This is a genomic window from Plantibacter cousiniae (nom. nud.), from assembly GCF_977070315.1.
In genome coordinates, this window is record NZ_CDRVEU010000018.1 from 32452 (window position 1) to 51405 (window position 18954).

Genomic DNA, 18954 nt, shown 5'->3' on the forward strand with positions numbered 1-18954 from the left:
TTGTCTGAGTCTCAGGGTACGCTGAGGCCTTCCTTTATTAGCATGTCCACCAGGCGTATCAGCGGCAGGCCGATCAGGCTGGTCGCATCGCTGCCTTCGGTGCTGCGAAACAGGCTGACGCCAAGGCCTTCTGCCTTGAAGCTGCCTGCGCAGTCATAGGGCTGTTCAGCATGCAGGTAGCGTTCGATGCTGGCCCGGTCGAGTTCGCGCATGTGTACTGTAAAAGGCACGCAGTCGACCTGGCACTCGCCGGTCGAGCTGTTGAGCAGGGCCAGACCGGTCAGGAAGGTCACGCTTTTGCCGCTCGCTGCCGTCAGCTGTTCCAGTGCGCGTTCGAAGCTGTGCGGTTTGCCCAGGACCTGTTCGTCAAGAACGGCGACCTGGTCGGAGCCGATGATCAGGTGGTGTGGATGTTCCGCGGCCAGCGCCTGGGCCTTCTCCCGGGCAAGGCGTTGTACGAGGTCGAATGCGGCCTCGTTCGGTCGCCGGCTTTCATCGATATCCGGAGACCTGCAGGTGAATGGCAGGCGCAGGCGGGCGAGCAGTTCGCGGCGGTATGAGGAGCTGGAAGCGAGGAGCAGGGATGGCATGCGGTTCTCCGTAGGCTGAGCGTTGATTCTAAAGAGTGGCCGGAGTGACGAACAGGCCTGAATTTCCTTTGACATGCCCGGGGGGCATCCCTAGAATGCTGCGCCTATGTTGAATGACCCGATTCCATCTCACGTTGACCCGCGCAAATTGTCCGATCGCGGCACTACCCTTCAGGGTGAAGTGCTGCTGGGCGATCTGAAGAGACTCTGCGACCCGCTGGCCGACACTGTCGGTACGGTGCAGGCGAAATTCGTTTTTGAGCGTGACGAACGCCGTTCTGTGGTTATCCACAGTTCGATAGACGTCCCGGTCAAGATGGTTTGCCAGCGTTGTCTTGAGCTGGTGACCCTGCCGATCCACAGCGAATGCAGTTACGCCGTGGTGAAGGAGGGTGCGAATACCCAGTCGTTACCGAAAGGTTATGACGTGCTGGAACTGGGCGAAGATCCTTTGGATCTGCTGGCATTGATCGAGGAGGAGCTATTGCTCGCCTTGCCCATTGTGCCTGCTCATCATCCTGAAGAATGCCAGCAACCGGCGGGTCTCGATGAGCCCGAACCGAGCGTGGACGAGGTAACGCGGTCCAACCCGTTCAGTGTATTGGCGCAGTTAAAGCGTGACCCAAACGTTTAGGAGTTAATCAATTATGGCTGTTCAGCAGAACAAAAAATCCCGCTCTGCCCGTGACATGCGTCGTTCGCACGACGCTCTTGAGGCAAGCACTCTGTCGGTAGAAAAGACCACTGGTGAAGTTCACCTGCGTCACCACGTATCGCCAGAAGGCGTATACCGTGGTCGTAAAGTGATCGACAAGGGCGCTGACGAGTAATTTCTTGTCCGCTCCGATCATCGCGATCGACGCAATGGGCGGGGACTTCGGTCCCCGCAACATTGTTCAGGCAAGCCTCGCGTGCCTGACAGCTACTCCCTCGCTTCACCTGGCCCTTGTCGGCCAAGCTCCCCTTATTGAAGAACTCGTCTCTGCTCATGAAGCCGTGGACCGTTCGCGCCTGCGTGTCATTCATGCCAGTGAAACGATTGCGATGGACGAGCGTCCGTCTCAGGCGTTGCGTGGCAAACCTGACTCCTCCATGCGCGTTGCTCTCGAGCTGGTGGCCAGCGGTCAGGCCCAGGCCTGTGTCAGTGCCGGCAATACCGGTGCGCTGATGGCGCTTTCCCGGTTCGTGCTCAAGACCTTGCCAGGGATCGACCGCCCGGCAATGATCGCAGCCATTCCCACTTGCTCGGGTCATTGCCAACTGCTGGACTTGGGGGCGAACGTCGATTGCAGTGCCGAGGCGCTCTATCAGTTTGCAGTGATGGGTTCGGTGCTTGCCGAGATCCTCGGTGTCGCAACGCCCAGAGTGGCCTTGCTCAACGTGGGCACTGAAGACATCAAGGGCAATCAGCAGGTCAAACGTGCTGCCGGTCTTTTGCAGTCTGCGTCGGGGCTTAACTACATTGGTTATGTAGAAGGCGACGGGTTGTACAGGGGGGAGGCTGACGTGGTGGTGTGTGATGGTTTCGTCGGCAACGTATTGCTCAAGTCGAGTGAGGGGCTGGCGACCATGATTGCAGCCAGAATCGAGGCGCTGTTACAGCGTAATCTGCTCAGCAGGGCAGTCGGCGCGCTGGCGTTGCCCTTGCTGAAGCGCTTGCAGACCGATCTGGCACCCGCCCGTCATAATGGTGCGAGCCTGCTCGGGTTGCAGGGGGTCGTGGTGAAAAGCCACGGTTCTGCGAGTGTTTCAGGTTTTCAGAGTGCGATTCAGCGAGCGGTCGTCGAGTCCCGTGAAAACCTGCCAGAGCGTTTGAAGGGGCGGCTTGAAGCGGTGTTTCAGGACGGCCGAACCTGAAAATGTGACGCATCAGACTGGTCAGTCATCCAACCGATCAGTCATGTAAATTAGAATTCCCGCGTTCGGCCTTTCCGGACGCCCATTTTGGCGACAATAATTCAGAGGCTTGTCAAATGTCTGCATCCCTCGCATTCGTCTTTCCGGGTCAAGGATCGCAATCGCTCGGTATGCTCGCCGAGCAAGGCGCGCAGCATCCGCTGATCCTCGACACTTTCGAGCAGGCTTCCGAAGCCCTCGGCTACGACCTGTGGGCATTGACTCAGAACGGTCCTGCCGAGCTGCTCAATCAGACCGACAAGACCCAGCCGGCCATTCTCACCGCTTCCGTTGCCTTGTGGCATGTGTGGCTGGCCGAGGGCGGTGCGGTTCCTGCGTTCGTCGCCGGTCACAGCCTGGGTGAATACAGCGCACTGGTGGCCGCGCAAAGCCTGAGCCTGGCCGACGCCGTGAAGCTTGTCGAGCGTCGCGGCCAGTTGATGCAGGAAGCGGTGCCAGCGGGTCAGGGCGGCATGGCCGCCATTCTGGGTCTGGATGATGCCGACGTTATCGCAGCCTGCGCCGAAGCGGCGCAGGGCGAAGTCGTCAGTGCCGTGAATTTCAACTCGCCGGGTCAGGTGGTGATTGCCGGTTCCGCCGAGGCCGTCAAGCGTGCCATGGAGCTGTGCAAGGCCCGTGGTGCCAAGCGCGCCTTGCCGTTGCCGGTCAGCGTGCCATCGCACTGCGGACTGATGCGCCCGGCTGCCGAACGTTTCGCCGAGGCCGTTGAGGCCATCGAATGGCAGGCACCGGAAATCGCGCTGGTACAAAACGTCAGTGCCAGTGCTGTCAGTGATCTGGCGACGCTCAAGCGTGATTTGCTGGAGCAGTTGTACAAGCCGGTACGCTGGGTCGAATCCATTCAATGTCTGGCGAGTCGCGGTGCGACCCAGCTTGTGGAGTGCGGTCCGGGCAAAGTGCTGGCCGGTCTGAACAAGCGTTGCGCCGACGGCGTGATTACCTACAACCTTGATACCCCGGACGCCTTTGCCGCCGCGCGCGCGGCACTGGCCTGATTAGGAGAAGCCTGCATGAGCCTTCAAGGTAAAGTGGCACTGGTAACCGGTGCAAGTCGCGGCATTGGTCAAGCCATTGCTCTGGAATTGGGACGCAACGGTGCTGTTGTCGTGGGCACCGCGACGTCAGAGTCCGGCGCCGAGCGCATCAGTGCGACGTTCAAGGAAAACGGCATCGAAGGCTTTGGCCTGATGCTGGATGTCTGTGATGCCGAGTCTGTGAATTCGGTCCTGTCCACCATTCAGGAGCGCGTTGGCGCACCGTTGATTCTGGTCAATAATGCCGGTATCACCCGTGATAACCTGATGATGCGCATGAAAGATGACGAATGGTATGACGTCGTCAACACCAATCTGAACAGCCTTTTCCGTCTTTCCAAGGGCGTTTTGCGTGGCATGACCAAGGCGCGTTGGGGACGTATTATCAGCATTGGTTCGGTTGTGGGTGCCATGGGCAACGCCGGTCAAGTAAACTATGCTTCCGCGAAGGCCGGTCTGGAAGGCTTCAGCAGGGCTCTGGCCCGTGAAGTGGGCTCGCGGGCGGTCACCGTGAATTCGGTGGCACCGGGTTTCATCGACACCGACATGACGCGTGAGCTGCCTGAGGCTCAGCGTGAGTCACTGATTACCCAGATACCCCTGGGCCGTTTGGGGCAAGCCGAAGAGATTGCGCACGTAGTCGCTTTTCTTGCGTCCGAAGGCGCAGGCTACGTTACCGGGGCCACAATCCCTGTTAACGGCGGCATGTACATGAGCTAATGTGACGACCTGTTTCAAAAAAATGTCATACGAGCTGTCTAAAATCCGTTATAAAGCTGCAATCTATGAATGGGCGAAGGTACGGTTGGGCATAAGGGGAGAGCGTTAAGCTTGAAATTCGCAAAACCTCTTCTATACACTTACCCACTGGCCAGATGCCTGAACATTTCCACTAGGAGTTAAAACTAGGTATGAGCACCATCGAAGAGCGCGTCAAGAAAATCGTTGCAGAGCAACTTGGCGTCAAACCAGAAGAGGTTGTCAACACTGCTTCTTTCGTTGAGGACCTGGGCGCTGACTCCCTGGACACCGTCGAGCTGGTAATGGCTCTGGAAGAGGAATTCGAGACCGAAATCCCGGACGAAGAAGCGGAAAAGATCACTACCGTTCAAGCAGCAATCGACTACGTCACTAACCATCAGGCTTAAGATTTGTAGTCGCTGACTGCTGTCACGGGAAAACCGCACTGCTTTAATCGGCGTGCGGTTTTTTCTTTAAAAAACGCTGTGATTGTTCCGTAAACAAGAGAGAAGGAGAGTCCTGTGTCGCGTAGACGCGTCGTGGTCACCGGGATGGGCATGCTTTCGCCACTGGGCAATGACGTGCCCAGCAGTTGGCAAGGCATTCTGGCGGGCCGCAGTGGCATTGGCCTTATCGAGCACACGGACTTGTCAGCCTTCACCACCCGCTTCGGCGGCTCGGTCAAGGGTTTCAACGTCGAAGAATACCTCGCGCCCAAAGAAGCGCGCCGCCTCGATCTCTTTATTCAGTATGGCCTCGCGGCCAGCTTCCAGGCAGTGCGTAATGCCGGCCTTGAAGTCACTGATGCAAACCGTGAGCGCATCGGCGTTGCCATGGGTTCGGGCATCGGTGGTCTGACCAATATCGAAAACAGCAGTCGTCTGCTGCACGAGCAGGGTCCAGGAAGGATTTCACCGTTCTTCGTTCCTGGCTCGATCATCAACATGATTTCCGGTTTCCTGTCGATCCATCTGGGCGCACAGGGACCCAATTACTCCATCGCGACGGCTTGCACCACTGCAACCCACTGCATCGGCATGGCCGCGCGCAACATCGCCTATGACGAAGCGGACGTGATGATCGCTGGCGGCGCCGAAATGGCCGCCTGCGGCCTCGGTCTGGGCGGCTTCGGTGCAGCGCGTGCGCTGTCGACCCGCAACGACGACCCCACCCGCGCCAGTCGTCCCTGGGACAAAGGCCGAGATGGCTTCGTCCTGTCAGATGGTGCCGGTGCCATGGTGCTCGAAGAGCTTGAGCACGCCAAGGCGCGTGGCGCGACCATCTATGCAGAGCTGGTCGGGTTCGGCATGAGCGGTGACGCCTATCACATGACCTCGCCACCTGATGACGGTGCCGGTGCTGCGCGCTGCATCGTCAATGCGTTGCGTGATGCCAGGGTCAATCCCGATCAGGTGCAGTACATCAACGCACACGGTACGTCGACGCCTGCAGGCGATCTGGCCGAAGCTTCTGCGATCAAATCGGTATTCGGTGATCACGCCTACAAGCTGGCAGTCAGTTCGACCAAGTCGATGACCGGCCACCTGCTGGGCGCCGCCGGTGCTGTCGAAGCGATCTTCAGTGTGTTGGCAATGGTTGATCAGGTGGCTCCGCCGACCATCAACCTGGATGAGCCAAGCGAAGGCTGCGATCTGGACTTCGTGCCCCACGAAGCGCGCCGCATGCCGATCGACGTCGTTCTGTCGAACTCCTTCGGCTTCGGTGGCACCAACGGCTCGCTGGTATTCCGTCGGTTCGCCGAGTAATGCCCGCCTGGGTCGATGGCTGCCCCGCAGACGCCTTGTCCCTCAAGGACCGGGGGCTGGCCTACGGCGATGGACTGTTTGAAACCATCGTCGTCAAGGCCGGGCAGCCATTGCTCCTGGAGCGCCATCTGCAGCGTCTCGAAAACGGATGCGCGCGCTTGTCGATCGCAACCGATCATGCGCTTATCCGTGCAGAAATGACCCGCTTCGCTGCAGAGCTTGGCGATGGGGTCATGAAGCTGATCCTTACCCGCGGCGACAGCCAGCGCGGTTACGCTCCAGCCCCCAATGCCCAATCGCGTCGAATCCTGCAGGGCGGCCCTGCGCCAGCCTATCCGGGTGTGCATGCCGAGCAGGGCGTGCGCCTGTTTGCCTGCCAGACGCGTCTGGCGGAACAGCCGCTTCTGGCTGGACTCAAGCACCTCAATCGTCTGGAGCAGGTACTGGCTCGCTCCGAGTGGAGTGACAGCGAGCACGCCGAGGGCTTGATGCGTGACACGTCCGGGCGACTGATAGAGGGTGTCTACAGCAACCTGTTTCTGGTCAGTCAGGGGCGTCTGCTGACTGCCGATCTCAGCCGCTGCGGGGTCGCCGGTGTGATGCGTGCCGAGTTGCTGGATCAGGCACCAAAGCTGGGGCTGGCTGTCGATATTCGTGACCTGCACATGTCTGACCTTGAATCGGCGGACGAAGTGTTTCTATGCAATAGCGTGTACGGCCTCTGGCCGGTTTGCAGCTTTGCAGCGTTGAACTGGCCGGTCGGGCCGCTCACCCGTAAACTGCAAGGTATTGCCCGCACCCTTCTGGATATCTGATTTTGATCCGAAAAATATTGGTGTTGCTGGAAACAGCGGTTGTCCTGGCAGGTTTGCTGCTCGGCTTTGCGTTCTGGCAGCAGTATCAGGCTCTGAACCAGCCACTTGAGGTGGCTCAGGAACAACTGCTGGACGTTCCTGCTGGTTCAACGCCGACCGGCGTACTCAATCGATTGCAGGCCGATGGCGTGATCAAGGACGCTTTCTGGCTGCGTCTCTACTGGCGTTTCAACCTGTCCGGACAGGCGCTGCACAGCGGTGAATACCGCATGGTGCCGGGCATGAACGTCAAGGGCCTGTTCGACGTCTGGAAGCGCAAGGAGGTCGTGCAATACAGCCTGACGCTGGTCGAAGGCTGGAATTTCCGCCAGGTGCGTGCTGCGCTGGCCAAGCAGGCCAAGCTCGATCAAACGCTGGCAGGTCTGTCCGACAGCGAGCTGATGGCGAAAATCGGCCATCCCGATGTGTTTCCAGAAGGCCGCTTCTTTCCCGACACCTACCGCTACGTGCGCGGCATGACCGATGCCGAATTGCTCAAGCAGGCTTATAGCCGCCTGGAAGAAGTACTCGACGAGGAATGGAATGCGCGGTCGTCAGAGGCTCCCTATTCAAACCCTTACCAGGCGCTGATCATGGCGTCGCTGGTCGAGAAGGAGACCGGCGTACCTCAGGAGCGCGGCCAGATAGCCGGTGTGTTCGTGCGTCGCCTGAAGCTGGGCATGCAGTTGCAGACCGACCCGACCGTTATCTACGGCATGGGCGAGCGCTACAACGGCAAACTGACCCGCGCCAACCTCAAGGAAGCAACACCCTACAACACCTACATGATCGCCGGCCTGCCGCCGACGCCCATTTCGCTGGTGGGGCGCGAAGCGATTCACGCTGCGCTCAATCCGGTGGACGGCAGCAGCCTGTATTTCGTGGCCAAGGGTGACGGCAGCCATGTGTTCTCGGACGACCTGGATGCCCATAATGCGGCCGTGCGTGACTATCAGCTCAAGCGCCGCGCGGATTATCGCTCCAGCCCGGCACCTGCAGCACCGGCCACACCGGCACCGGCAACTGACTCGCCCTCTTCGGAAACCGTGCCTGCGGATGCTCCGGATGCGCCGCAGTCCGAGCCGAGTGCGCAATGATGACGATTAAGGATGACCTGTGACTGGCTTGTTTATCACTCTTGAAGGCCCGGAAGGTGCAGGCAAAAGCACCAACCGCGACTACCTGGCGGCGCAATTGCGTGCGCAGGGTATTCAGGTACTGCTGACCCGCGAACCGGGCGGCACTCCGCTGGCCGAGCGTATTCGCGAGCTGTTGCTGGCGCCCAGCGACGAGGCCATGAGCGCCGACACCGAACTGCTGCTGGTGTTTGCCGCGCGTGCACAGCATTTGGCCGAAGTCATTCGTCCTGCGCTGGCGCGTGGCGAGGTGGTGCTCTGTGATCGGTTTACCGATGCGACCTACGCCTATCAGGGCGGCGGCCGCGGCCTGTCCCATGAGCGTATTGCAGCGCTGGAGCAATTCGTTCAAGGCGACCTGCGACCTGACCTGACGCTGGTGTTCGACCTGCCCGTGGAGATCGGCCTTTCACGTGCCGCTGCACGCGGTCGGCTGGATCGGTTCGAGCAGGAAGGCCGGGCATTCTTCGACGCCGTGCGCAGCACCTATCTGGAGCGCGCCAAGGCTGAGCCTGCGCGCTATCGCCTGGTAGACGCCGCACAGACCCTGGCGGATGTCCAAGCGTCCCTCGACACCTTGCTGCCTCAGTTGCTGGAGCTGCAACGTGGCTGAAGCCTACCCCTGGCAGGCTTCGCTCTGGCAGCAGATGGCCGGTCGCGCCCAGCATGCTCACGCCTATCTGCTGCACGGGCCGGCGGGTATCGGCAAGCGCGCCCTGGCTGAACGGCTGATGGCCAGCCTGTTGTGCAAGACGCCCGAAGGGCTCGATGCCTGCGGGCACTGCAAGTCCTGCTTGCTGCTGGCGGCTGGCAGCCATCCTGACAATTACGTGCTTGAACCGGAAGAGGCGGACAAACCGATCAAGGTCGATCAGGTGCGTGATCTGGTCAGTTTCGTGGTGCAGACCGCCCAGATGGGCGGGCGCAAGGTGGTGCTCGTCGAGCCGGTGGAAGCGATGAATACCAACGCCGCCAATGCCTTGCTGAAAAGTCTGGAAGAGCCGTCAGGCAATACCGTTCTGTTGCTGGTCAGCCATCAACCGAGTCGTTTGCTGCCAACGGTGAAGAGCCGCTGCGTGCAGCAGGCCTGCCCATTGCCTGGCGAGCAGATGAGCCTCGACTGGCTGAGCGGGGCCTTGCCCGATTGCACCCAGGACGAGCGCTTCGAGTTGCTGACGCTGGCCGCCGGGTCGCCGCTGGCTGTGGTGGCGCTGCATACGCAGGGCGTTCGCGAACAGCGCGCGCTGGTGGTCGACGGCGTCAAGAAGCTGCTCAAGCAACAACAGTCGGCTACCCAGCTGGCCGAGGGCTGGAAGGATATTCCGCTGTTACTGTTGTTCGACTGGTTCTGTGACTGGTCGCATCTGATCCTGCGCTATCAGATGACGCAGGACGAGGAAGGCCTTGGCCTGGGTGACATGCGCAAGGTGATTCAGTACCTGGCGCAGAAGTCTTCTCGCGCCAAAGTGCTGGATATTCAGGACTGGATTCTGGCGCAGCGTCAGAAAGTCATGTCCAAGGCCAACCTCAATAGGGTCTTGCTGCTTGAAGCGTTGTTGGTGCAGTGGGCAGGCCTGCCGGGACAGGCGTAGACTCTGCGTTATCCGGAACCGTTGAGGTGTTGTCATGAGTTTGCCGCCGAGCACAGGTCCACGTAATGGCATTCTGTCCCTGACCATCAAGGACAAATCCGTTCTCTACGCTGCGTACATGCCGTTCATCAGAAACGGCGGGCTGTTCATTCCGACCAGCAAAAGCTACAAGCTGGGCGATGAAGTGTTCATGCTGCTCAATCTGATGGACGAACCGGAAAAGGTTCCGGTAGCCGGCCGTGTTGCCTGGATCACGCCAAAAGGCGCCCAGGGCAATCGCACCGCTGGCGTGGGCGTGCAGTTCAATGACGGCGACAACACCGCCCGCAATCTGATCGAAACTTACCTGGTCGGCGCTCTCAAGTCCGATCGTCCAACCCATACGATGTAGTTGTGTTTTAATCCATGCTTGTAGATTCCCATTGTCACCTCGATCGCCTTGACCTTGCCCAGCACGCAGGCTCTCTGGATGCAGCCCTCGATGCCGCCCGTGGCAGAGGGGTCGGGCATTTTCTCTGCATCGGTGTCAGCGCCGACAATGCGAGTGCGGTCAAGGCACTCGCCGAACGCTACGCGGATGTCGATTGCTCGGTGGGCATTCATCCGCTGGACGTGAAGCCCGGCGAAATGCCGCCCCTGGACTGGTTGCTCAAGGAACTGGATCACCCGCGGGTGGTAGCGATTGGCGAGACCGGTCTGGACTATCACTACGAACCTGAAGCGGCCGAGCTGCAACAGGCGTCTTTCCGGGTTCATCTCGAGGCAGCCAGAATCACTGAAAAACCAGTGGTCATCCACACTCGGGGCGCACGCGCCGATACCCTCGGCCTGTTGCGCGAAGCCGCCTTGCCCCACGCCGGTGTCCTGCACTGTTTCACCGAAGACTGGGAGATGGCCAAGGCCGCGCTGGACCTGGGTTACTACATTTCGCTGTCCGGTATCGTGACGTTTCGCAATGCCGATGCCCTGCGCGACGTTGCCAGGCAGGTGCCCGCCGATCGTTTGCTGGTCGAGACCGACTCCCCGTACCTCGCACCGATCCCGTACCGGGGCAAGCCGAATCTGCCCCAGTACGTACGTGAGGTTGCCGAGTTTCTGGCCATGCTGCGAGGCGAGTCCTATGAGCGCTTTGCCGAGCAGACCACAGCCAATTTCGCTCGCCTGTTTCCGCTGGCGCACGTTCAGCGCTGACGGATACGGACGTCGACGGGCAGGCAAATCGCAGGCAAAAAAAACCCGGATTCTGGGGGGTGAAGCCGGGTTAAGACCATTAGGAGTAAAACAAAGGCGCGCTCTTCCTTTGGCACCTCTACTGCCGAGTCATTTGGGGAATGATAACGCGTCAGCAGCTTAAGTATTGTTCAGGACGGCGTAGCGTCCAGTGTCTTTTGGTCGTTTTTTAAACAGTTTTGGAATACTAAAGCGATCCTTGAGTGCTCGATGAACACTCTCATCGGGCGAAATACCAAGGTGTCGCAGTAATGGAGTGGTGGGGTGGAGTTTTCCAATGGTTTTCTGCTGAGTCTTTCCTTGTGCCTGGACATCGGTCTGGCAAACATCGCCATGATTACGCTGTCCATGCAGCGCGGTTTTTCCAGAGGCCTGTGGCTAGGCCTGGGAACCTGCGTTGGGGATCTGGCCTACGCAATCCTGGCCATGCTCGGCATGGCCGTGCTGCTGCAATATGAAGCCGTGCGCTACGTGCTCTGGATTGGCGGCACTGCGGTGCTGGCCTGGTTCTGCTTCAGGATGGTCATGAGTGCCACCGCCGTCAGCACCGGTCTCGGCAGCCAGGACGTTGCATCGGAAAAATCCAGCCTGGCGCTGTTCCTGCGCGGGATCTTTCTGGCGATGTCCTCTCCCAGCGCCATCCTCTGGTTTGCCGCAGTCGGCGGAGCGCTGATTGCCCGGCAAGGCTCTGATCTTGCCAGCGCTTCGACCTTTCTCGCCGGGTTCGTCGCCGCAGGCGTGGTCTGGTCGATCTCGCTGTGTGCGCTGGCTCACCAGGGAGGGCGTTTCATGGGCGAGCGAATGTTGCGCTGGTCATACATAGCCTCGGCGCTGATCTTTGCCTACTTCACGTTGTATGTGGTGATTACGGGTTATCTGGAATTTGTCGTCGCTGCCCCCGCGTTGCCAGCGCACTAGATTTCCAGCGCAGCGGAATGCTAGCGGGCGCGCGATGACCGGTGCGGATTTCCCGTGCGAATCGTTCATGCAGGTCGACAAGTATGGATGAACCGTGCAATTTAGCGCCGATTGGGCATAATACCCCGCTTCGATTTCGATCCTGACAGACCTCTCTATGCAGAAAGAACCTCGTAAGGTCCGTGAATTTCGCCGCCGTGAGCAGGAAATTCTCGACACCGCGCTAAAGCTGTTTCTCGAGCAAGGCGAAGACAGCGTCACTGTCGAGATGATCGCGGACGCCGTCGGCATTGGCAAAGGCACCATCTACAAGCACTTCAAGTCCAAGGCGGAAATCTACCTGCGCCTGATGCTCGACTACGAGCGGGACCTGAACGAGCTGCTGCATTCGGCCGATGTCGACAAGGACAAGGAATCGCTCTCGCGCGCCTACTTCGAATTCCGCATGCGTGACCCGCAGCGCTATCGCCTGTTCGACCGCCTGGAAGAGAAGGTGGTCAAAGGCAATCAGGTGCCTGAGCTGGTCGAAGAGCTGCACAAGATCCGCGCTTCCAACTTCGAACACCTGACGCTGCTGATCAAAGGCCGCATCAGTGAAGGCAAGCTCGAAGATGTCCCGCCTTACTACCATTACTGTGCTGCCTGGGCGCTGGTGCATGGCGCCGTTGCGCTGTATCACTCGCCGTTCTGGAGCAACGTGCTGGAAGACCAGGAAGGCTTCTTCCACTTCCTCATGGATATCGGCGTACGCATGGGCAACAAGCGCAAGCGCGACGGCGATATCAGCGCTGAGCCCACGCCGGATCCCGCCGCCGAATAACCCGCCAGCCCGGTCTTGAGCGCCAGCTTCAAGGCTTTGATGGCGGCTGTGCCAGATATGGCGCGGAAGCTGCATCCGATGACCATTCGCCGGTTTTCCGTCACCGGTATTTGGGAGGGGATAATGCGTAGCCTGGTTATGCTGCTCGCGCTTCTGGCGTTGAGTGGCTGCATGAAAGTCAGTGACATGGGCGAAGGTGTTCGCGAGCAATTCAGCGACGCAGGTCTGCTCGACCATAGCGAAACCCGTCGTACTGCCAACTGGCGCGTGCAGCCTGACTCGTTCATTTACATCGCTCAGGGCGCCTTCGTGCCGCCAGGCAATGCCTATCCGCGCCCCAACGTGGTGGCTGAAGAAGCCTTCAAGGGCTTTATCGAGTACTTCCCGATGGTCCGTCGTGCCCGAGGCCCATTGGGGCTGGATGAAGCCATGGTCGAGGCGCGTGCTGCGGGCGCACATTATTTGCTCTATGCGCGTTTCGCCAAGGCTGACGACCGAATCGGCAATGGCGATCAATGGGCCGATCAGGAAGCGGTGGATCGTCTGGGCGTCGACAGCGGCGTCATTCAGCTGATGCTGATCGAGACCGGCACCCGCTACCTCATCGACAGCGCACGCATTCGCAGCCGTGGCGGATTGCTGACGCTTTACGACAAAAGCCCCGAGGATTTGCTGGGGCCGCCTCTTGAGGACTACGCTCGTACCTTATTGGGTGTCGAACGCTAGAGCCTAAAGCTCGCATCAGGAGAGTGGAGTGACCGATTCAAACAAGGCGGGTGATCTGTTTGCACAGATCCCCAAAACCAAGGGGTTGCCGCCTGTTCATTTGTGGAATCCGGATTTCTGCGGCGATATCGACATGCGTATCGCTCGCGACGGTACCTGGTATTACCTGGGTACGCCGATTGGCCGCAAACCGATGGTCCGGTTGTTCTCGACCATTATGCGCCGCGACGGCGACGACTATTTCCTGATCACTCCTGTGGAGAAGGTCGGCATCACGGTTGATGATGCGCCTTTTGTCGCCGTCAGCCTTGAGGTGCTGGGGGAGGGTGAGGGCCAGGTGTTGCGCTTTCTGACCAATGTAGAGGATCAGGCAGAGGCGGGACCGGAACACCCTTTACGCGTTGTAACCGACCCTGATACCCAGGAACCGGCGCCCTACATTCACGTGCGGAGCAATCTGGAGGCGCTGATTCACCGCAATGTTTTCTATCAGTTGGTCGAGCTGGCCGTTTCCCGCGATATAGATGAACAGCGCTGGCTGGGCGTCTGGAGCCATGGCGTATTCTTCCCGATAGGGCTCGAGCCTTGAAATACACACCTGATTGCCGGCTTGAATTGCCTGTCGGCAATGCGGCGGTTAAAGTGCCGCTCCCTGATTTTCCTGAGGTTTTTGCATGAGCCAGTCCTTTGATATCGCCGTAGTCGGCGCAACCGGTACTGTCGGCGAAACCGTTGTGCAGGTTCTGGAGGAGCGCAATTTCCCGGTCGGCAATCTGTACCTGCTGGCCAGCATCGAATCCGCAGGCCACTCGGTGCCGTTTCGAGGCAAGAATGTGCGCGTACGTGAAGTCGACGAGTTCGATTTCAGCACGGTGCGCATGGCGTTTTTCGCTGCAGGACCTGCGGTCAGTCGCAGTCACGCCGAAAAGGCGGTAGCGGCGGGGTGCACGGTCATCGACCTGTCGGGCGCATTTACCGCAGTCCAGGCACCTAATGTCGTGCCGGAAATAAATGCTACGCTTTTGCACAACCGTGGCGTCGCTCCTTGTCTGGTTGCCAGTCCCAGTGCTTCTGCCACTGCGGTTGCCCTGGCTCTGGCGCCGTTGCTCGGCCTGATCGATATACAGTCGGTGGCGGTAACGGCGTGTCTGGCGGTATCGGCACTGGGGCGTGAAGGCGTCAGTGAGCTGGCACGTCAGACCACCGAGCTATTGAATGTTCGCCCGCTGGAAGCGCGGTTTTTTGATCGTCAGATGGCGTTCAACCTGCTGGCGCAAGTAGGGACACCAGATGCGTCGGGGCACCTGCCGCTGGAAAGGCGTCTGGTCGAAGAATTGCGCGAACTGCTGGCGCTGCCATCGCTCAAAGTGTCTGCGACCTGCATTCAGGTACCGGTGTTCTTTGGTGACAGCTTCACGGTAGCGTTGCGCACGGCCGGGGCGGTCGACGTGGCGGCGGTCAATGCTGCACTCGAGTCTGCAGACGGAATCGAACTGGTCGATGCGGGGGATTACCCTACGCCGGTGGGCGATGCGGTGGGCCAGGACGTGGTTTATGTGGGACGCGTCAGGGCGGGGACCGACGATTCCGAGCAGCTCAATCTGTGGCTGACCTCGGATAATGTGCGCAAAGGCGCTGCGCTCAACGCTGTGCAGGTTGGCGAATTGTTGATAAAAGACTATGTGTAAAAGATACTTGGCAACAATTTGAATAATTGTTTTAGCGGCGATACGCCTTACACCCAAATGCAGGACTACCTCCCCGGATCTCGGGGAATCTTTAAACAAGGGATGGGCTATGGTTCAGGTTCGTAAACTGGTATTAGCAATCGCTGCGGCATCAGCGCTGTCATCGGGTATGGCGCAGGCGCTGGGGCTCGGGGAATTGTCGGTCAAGTCGACCCTGAATCAGCCATTGGTAGCGGAAATCGAGTTGACCGAGGCTCAGGGGCTCAACGCAACGCAAGTTGTGCCCAGCCTGGCCACCACGGCAGACTTCGCGCAGGCGGGTGTGACCCGTCAGGCATTTCTCAACGATCTCACCTTTACCCCGGTTATCAATGCCAACGGTAAAAGTGTTCTGCGCATTACTTCCAGCAAGCCGGTGCGCGAGCCTTATGTGAAGTTTCTGGTTCAGGTGCTCTGGCCCAATGGCCGGTTGCTGCGTGAGTACAGCCTTCTGCTCGATCCGCCGAAATTCTCTCCCGAGGCAGCCGCTGCGGCTGCAGCCCCGGCCCCCGCTGCAGCGCCCGCGGCGCCTGCGCAACTGGCAACGGTAGCCCCGTCGGCTGAAGCGCCGGCAGCCGAAGCGCCAGCACCGGCAGCCAACACATCCACGTTGCCGGCGCCAGCCGCCGACAAGCAGTCGCAGTACGTCACCGCCAATAACGACACCTTGTGGGAAATTGCTGCGAAGGTGCGCAATGGCGGGACTGTCCAGCAAACCATGCTGGCGATTCAGGCGTTGAATCCGGATGCGTTCATTGGTGGCAACATCAACCGCCTGAAGAAAGGGCAGGTGCTGCGCCTTCCGACGCCGCAGCAGACCACCGCGCTGCCGCAATCACAGGCAGTGGCAGAAGTTTCCCGGCAATACAGCGCCTGGCGTGAAGGTCGCCGTCTGCCGGCCGGTACACGTCAGGTCGATGCTACCCGTCGTGACCGCGCGGGTGCGGCGCCTTCCAAAGTCGATACCTCCGATAACCTCAGTCTGGTTTCGGCAAGCGGCAAGCCGGCGGCAAAAGGTGCGGCGGGCGACAGCGATCTGGGCAACAAGCTGGCCGTGGCTCAGGAAGCGCTGGATACCACACGTCGTGATAATGCCGAGCTGAAAAGCCGCATGAACGACCTGCAAAGCCAGCTCGACAAGCTGCAGCGTCTGATCGAGTTGAAAAACGGTCAGTTGGCCAAGATGCAGGCCGCTGGCGCAGCCGTGCCTCCAGCTGCCGCTACCCCGGACGCTGCAACGCCGGCCAACGCGGCAGTGCCTGCCTCGCTGGTCGACGCCAACGGTGCTCCGGTCAAACCGGCTGGCGAGATTGCGCCTGAAGATGCATTGCCTGCCGGTGCTGCCGAAGTTGCGACGCCGGCGCCAGAGCAGCCGCTGGCGGTGGAGCCGGTTGCTGCAGCAGACGAAGACCAGGACGCGCTGCAGAAAATCATCAACAACCCTGTACTGCTTGGCCTGATCGGTGGGGCGGTACTGCTGATTCTGGCCTTGCTGTTGTTGTTCCTGGCGCGTCGTCGCGCGGCGAAGGCCGAAGCCGAGAAGCACAAGCGCATGGCGCGTGCGCTGGCCGAGGAGTCGGATTTCGTCTCGGACATGGACATGAATGCACCCCCCGCCAGCTTCGACGGGCTTGATGTGCCGCCGCCCAACGTGCGCATGGGAGGCGCCGCAGCAGCCGTTGCCGGTCGTGAACGTCCTGCCGATCCGCTGGTTCAGGCCGAGATCCATATCGCTTACGGTCGTATGAATCAGGCGATCGAGCTTCTGGAAGAAGCCGTCAACGAAGACCCCAAGCGCGACGATATCCGTCTGAAACTGATGGAAATCTACGCCGAGCAGGGTAACAACAAAGCCTATGCCGCCCACGAACGTAAACTGGTGGCCGCGGGAAAGCTTGAAGCTGAGGTCGAGCAGCGGGAAGAACTTAACTCGACCCTGAAGCCGGTGGCACCTGTTGCTGCGCCGCTGGCTTCTGAAACCTCTACTGCATCGGCTGCTCCTGCCGTCGCTGCAGCCGCCGCGGCGGCTACAACGGCCGCACTGGTTGCAGAGCTCGATGCCAAATATCTTGAAGAGCTGCTGGCCGATGATTCGGCAGAGCAGGAGGCCGAGCCTGAGCAGGAGCCCGAGCCCGAGCCCGAGCCTGAAATTGTTGCAACGCCTGAGCCTGAGCCGGAAGTCACCGCTCCGCTGGCCGCAGAGCCTGTCGAAGAGGCAGACCCGTTCGATAACGATTTTGACTTGAGCCTGGACGAGTTCGAAGAACCGTCTGTGCCTGAAGTCTCTACCGTTAACGATCTCGATGACCTGATGCTCGACGAGCCCAAGGTCTCGGCGGTAGCGGATGACGAAGAGCTGAGCTTCGAGTCTGTCATGCAGCAGCAGGAAGAGGCCCGTGCAGCGGCAACGCCGCAGGACCTCGCCGACTTCGATCTGGACTTGTCCGAGGAAGACCCGGCCCTCAAGAGCGAAGATGATTTCCTGCTCGGCCTTGGCGAAGATCCGCTGGATTTGGGTGAAACCTCGCCTACACCACCGGTCACTGATGACCTCGAGCTTCCAGAGGATTTCGACCTGTCGCTGGCGGACGAGATTGAAACCGATCAGGCAAGCCAGGCATTCGCGACTGAAATCGACGACGTCAACGCCGAGCTTGAGCGTCTTTCGCAGAATCTCGAACATCCGCCGCTCGATGAGCCAAGATTCACCGCCGAGGATGCGGCAGCCCTGGATGACGAGCCGGACTTCGACTTCATGGCTGGTACTGACGAGGCGGCGACCAAGCTTGATCTGGCGCGTGCCTACATCGACATGGGCGATGCGGACGGCGCTCGGGATATTCTTGATGAGGTCGTCACCGAGGGCGATGACGGTCAGAAAAGCGAAGCGCGGGAGATGCTTTCGCGGCTGGCCTGATTCAACCCCGGCAACCTGCACACGGCCGCTTATGCGGCCGTTTGCATTTCAGATGTCCGGCTTGAGTAGCGTGTTTTTTTTGCGGCCGTATAATGGCCGACTTTTCGCGAACCGACAGGCTGTACCACTTTGGCGAACATAGATAACCCGGCCGCCGAGATGGCGGCCGAGGGCTTTTCCCGAATCGCGCTGGGCGTCGAGTACAAGGGCTCGCGCTATTGCGGCTGGCAACGTCAGGCGTCCGGCGTGCTGACCGTGCAGGAAACCCTTGAAGACGCTTTGTCAAAAGTGGCCGTGTCACCGGTGTCACTGATGTGTGCCGGTCGCACGGACGCGGGGGTGCATGCCTGTGGTCAGGTGGTGCACTTCGACACCCAGGCCGAGCGCACCATGAAGGCCTGGGTCATGGGCGCCAATATCAATCTGCCCCATGATGTCAGCGTCACCTGGGCCAGAGTCATGCCGGCCACCTTTCACGCGCGCTTCAAGGCCATCGCCCGGCGTTATCGGTATGTGATCTACAACGATCAGATCCGCCCGGCGCACCTGAATCAGGAAATTACCTGGAACCACCGCCCGCTGGATGTCGAGCGCATGGCGCAGGCTGCCGAATACCTGGTGGGTACTCACGATTTCAGTGCCTTTCGCGCCGGTCAGTGTCAGGCCAAGTCGCCGGTCAAGCAGTTGCACCATCTGCGCGTGACCCGCCACGGCAAGATGATCGTGATCGATGTGCGCGCCAATGCCTTTCTTCATCATATGGTGCGCAATATCGCCGGAGTGCTGATGACCATCGGCACCGGCGAGCGTCCGGTCGAGTGGGCGCGGGAGGTGCTGGAAAGCCGGATTCGGCGTACCGGTGGTGTCACGGCCCATCCTTACGGGCTGTACCTGGTCGGGGTCGAGTACCGTGATGAGTTCCCGTTGCCCGAGCGCTATATCGGTCCTCATTTTCTTACGGGCTTTGCGGAATTGGACGGCTGACG

The 18954-nt window shown here is 59.9% G+C and carries 21 protein-coding genes; 20 read left to right on the forward strand and 1 reads right to left on the reverse strand.

What is annotated here, in order from left to right; genetic code table 11:
* Positions 1–11 precede the first annotated feature (11 nt).
* Positions 12–590 carry a Maf family protein gene (locus tag ACW55A_RS26150; protein ID WP_003430981.1) on the reverse strand — a complete coding sequence of 193 codons (579 nt, stop codon included), beginning with the start codon at positions 588–590 and terminating at the stop codon, positions 12–14.
* Positions 591–696: 106 nt separating this feature from the next.
* Between ACW55A_RS26150 and ACW55A_RS26155 the strand changes: the two genes are divergently transcribed.
* The 20 genes from ACW55A_RS26155 (at position 697) to truA (ending at position 18952) form a co-directional block, all read left to right on the forward strand.
* The gene (locus ACW55A_RS26155) at positions 697–1224 is read left to right on the forward strand and encodes a YceD family protein (protein ID WP_002552687.1); all 528 of its coding nucleotides are present in this window, start codon (positions 697–699) and stop codon (positions 1222–1224) included.
* 13 nt (positions 1225–1237) lie between these two features.
* Positions 1238–1420, forward strand: a complete 183-nt coding sequence (rpmF, locus tag ACW55A_RS26160; protein WP_003179396.1) for a 50S ribosomal protein L32 — start codon at positions 1238–1240, stop codon at positions 1418–1420.
* 4 nt (positions 1421–1424) lie between these two features.
* Positions 1425–2447 (forward strand): phosphate acyltransferase PlsX, encoded by a 1023-nt coding sequence (plsX, locus tag ACW55A_RS26165; RefSeq protein WP_498812004.1) that lies wholly within the window; start codon positions 1425–1427, stop codon positions 2445–2447.
* Positions 2448–2563: 116 nt separating this feature from the next.
* A complete protein-coding gene (fabD, locus tag ACW55A_RS26170; protein ID WP_455809541.1) occupies positions 2564–3502 on the forward strand; it encodes an ACP S-malonyltransferase in 939 nt (312 codons plus the stop codon).
* A 15-nt stretch (positions 3503–3517) separates the two neighbouring features.
* The gene (gene fabG, locus ACW55A_RS26175) at positions 3518–4261 is read left to right on the forward strand and encodes a 3-oxoacyl-ACP reductase FabG (RefSeq protein ID WP_003318510.1); all 744 of its coding nucleotides are present in this window, start codon (positions 3518–3520) and stop codon (positions 4259–4261) included.
* Between the two features lie 191 nt (positions 4262–4452).
* The gene (gene acpP, locus ACW55A_RS26180) at positions 4453–4689 is read left to right on the forward strand and encodes an acyl carrier protein (RefSeq protein ID WP_003368401.1); all 237 of its coding nucleotides are present in this window, start codon (positions 4453–4455) and stop codon (positions 4687–4689) included.
* A gap of 114 nt (positions 4690–4803) precedes the next feature.
* Entirely contained in the window at positions 4804–6048 is a 1245-nt protein-coding gene (gene fabF / locus ACW55A_RS26185; protein ID WP_004408311.1) for a beta-ketoacyl-ACP synthase II, read from the forward strand.
* Positions 6048–6863, forward strand: a complete 816-nt coding sequence (pabC, locus tag ACW55A_RS26190) for an aminodeoxychorismate lyase (protein WP_065349325.1) — start codon at positions 6048–6050, stop codon at positions 6861–6863. The genes fabF and pabC overlap by 1 nt, the downstream gene beginning before the upstream one ends.
* 2 nt (positions 6864–6865) lie before the next feature.
* The gene (mltG, locus tag ACW55A_RS26195; protein WP_003430993.1) at positions 6866–7999 is read left to right on the forward strand and encodes an endolytic transglycosylase MltG; all 1134 of its coding nucleotides are present in this window, start codon (positions 6866–6868) and stop codon (positions 7997–7999) included.
* A 19-nt stretch (positions 8000–8018) separates the two neighbouring features.
* Positions 8019–8651, forward strand: coding sequence for a dTMP kinase (gene tmk, locus ACW55A_RS26200; protein WP_003368410.1), 633 nt, complete (start codon positions 8019–8021; stop codon positions 8649–8651).
* Positions 8644–9630, forward strand: a complete 987-nt coding sequence (locus tag ACW55A_RS26205) for a DNA polymerase III subunit delta' (protein WP_498812007.1) — start codon at positions 8644–8646, stop codon at positions 9628–9630. The genes tmk and ACW55A_RS26205 overlap by 8 nt, the downstream gene beginning before the upstream one ends.
* A 34-nt stretch (positions 9631–9664) precedes the next feature.
* A complete protein-coding gene (locus tag ACW55A_RS26210; RefSeq protein WP_003368414.1) occupies positions 9665–10021 on the forward strand; it encodes a PilZ domain-containing protein in 357 nt (118 codons plus the stop codon).
* 14 nt (positions 10022–10035) lie between these two features.
* Entirely contained in the window at positions 10036–10821 is a 786-nt protein-coding gene (locus tag ACW55A_RS26215) for a TatD family hydrolase (protein ID WP_455809540.1), read from the forward strand.
* Between the two features lie 303 nt (positions 10822–11124).
* Complete coding sequence (locus ACW55A_RS26220) at positions 11125–11778, forward strand: LysE family translocator (RefSeq protein WP_044309967.1); 654 nt, start codon at positions 11125–11127, stop codon at positions 11776–11778.
* A gap of 157 nt (positions 11779–11935) precedes the next feature.
* A complete protein-coding gene (locus ACW55A_RS26225) occupies positions 11936–12598 on the forward strand; it encodes a TetR/AcrR family transcriptional regulator (RefSeq protein ID WP_103735631.1) in 663 nt (220 codons plus the stop codon).
* 123 nt (positions 12599–12721) lie between these two features.
* On the forward strand, positions 12722–13324 hold the full coding sequence (locus ACW55A_RS26230; RefSeq protein ID WP_003318496.1) for a DUF4823 domain-containing protein: 603 nt from the start codon (positions 12722–12724) through the stop codon (positions 13322–13324).
* A 28-nt stretch (positions 13325–13352) separates the two neighbouring features.
* Complete coding sequence (locus ACW55A_RS26235) at positions 13353–13913, forward strand: DUF1285 domain-containing protein (protein WP_003431001.1); 561 nt, start codon at positions 13353–13355, stop codon at positions 13911–13913.
* 85 nt (positions 13914–13998) lie between these two features.
* Complete coding sequence (locus ACW55A_RS26240; protein WP_003431002.1) at positions 13999–15012, forward strand: aspartate-semialdehyde dehydrogenase; 1014 nt, start codon at positions 13999–14001, stop codon at positions 15010–15012.
* A 109-nt stretch (positions 15013–15121) separates the two neighbouring features.
* Positions 15122–17968 (forward strand): motility hub landmark protein FimV, encoded by a 2847-nt coding sequence (locus tag ACW55A_RS26245; protein ID WP_498812011.1) that lies wholly within the window; start codon positions 15122–15124, stop codon positions 17966–17968.
* Positions 17969–18097: 129 nt separating this feature from the next.
* Positions 18098–18952, forward strand: a complete 855-nt coding sequence (truA, locus tag ACW55A_RS26250; protein ID WP_499140658.1) for a tRNA pseudouridine(38-40) synthase TruA — start codon at positions 18098–18100, stop codon at positions 18950–18952.
* Positions 18953–18954 lie beyond the last annotated feature (2 nt).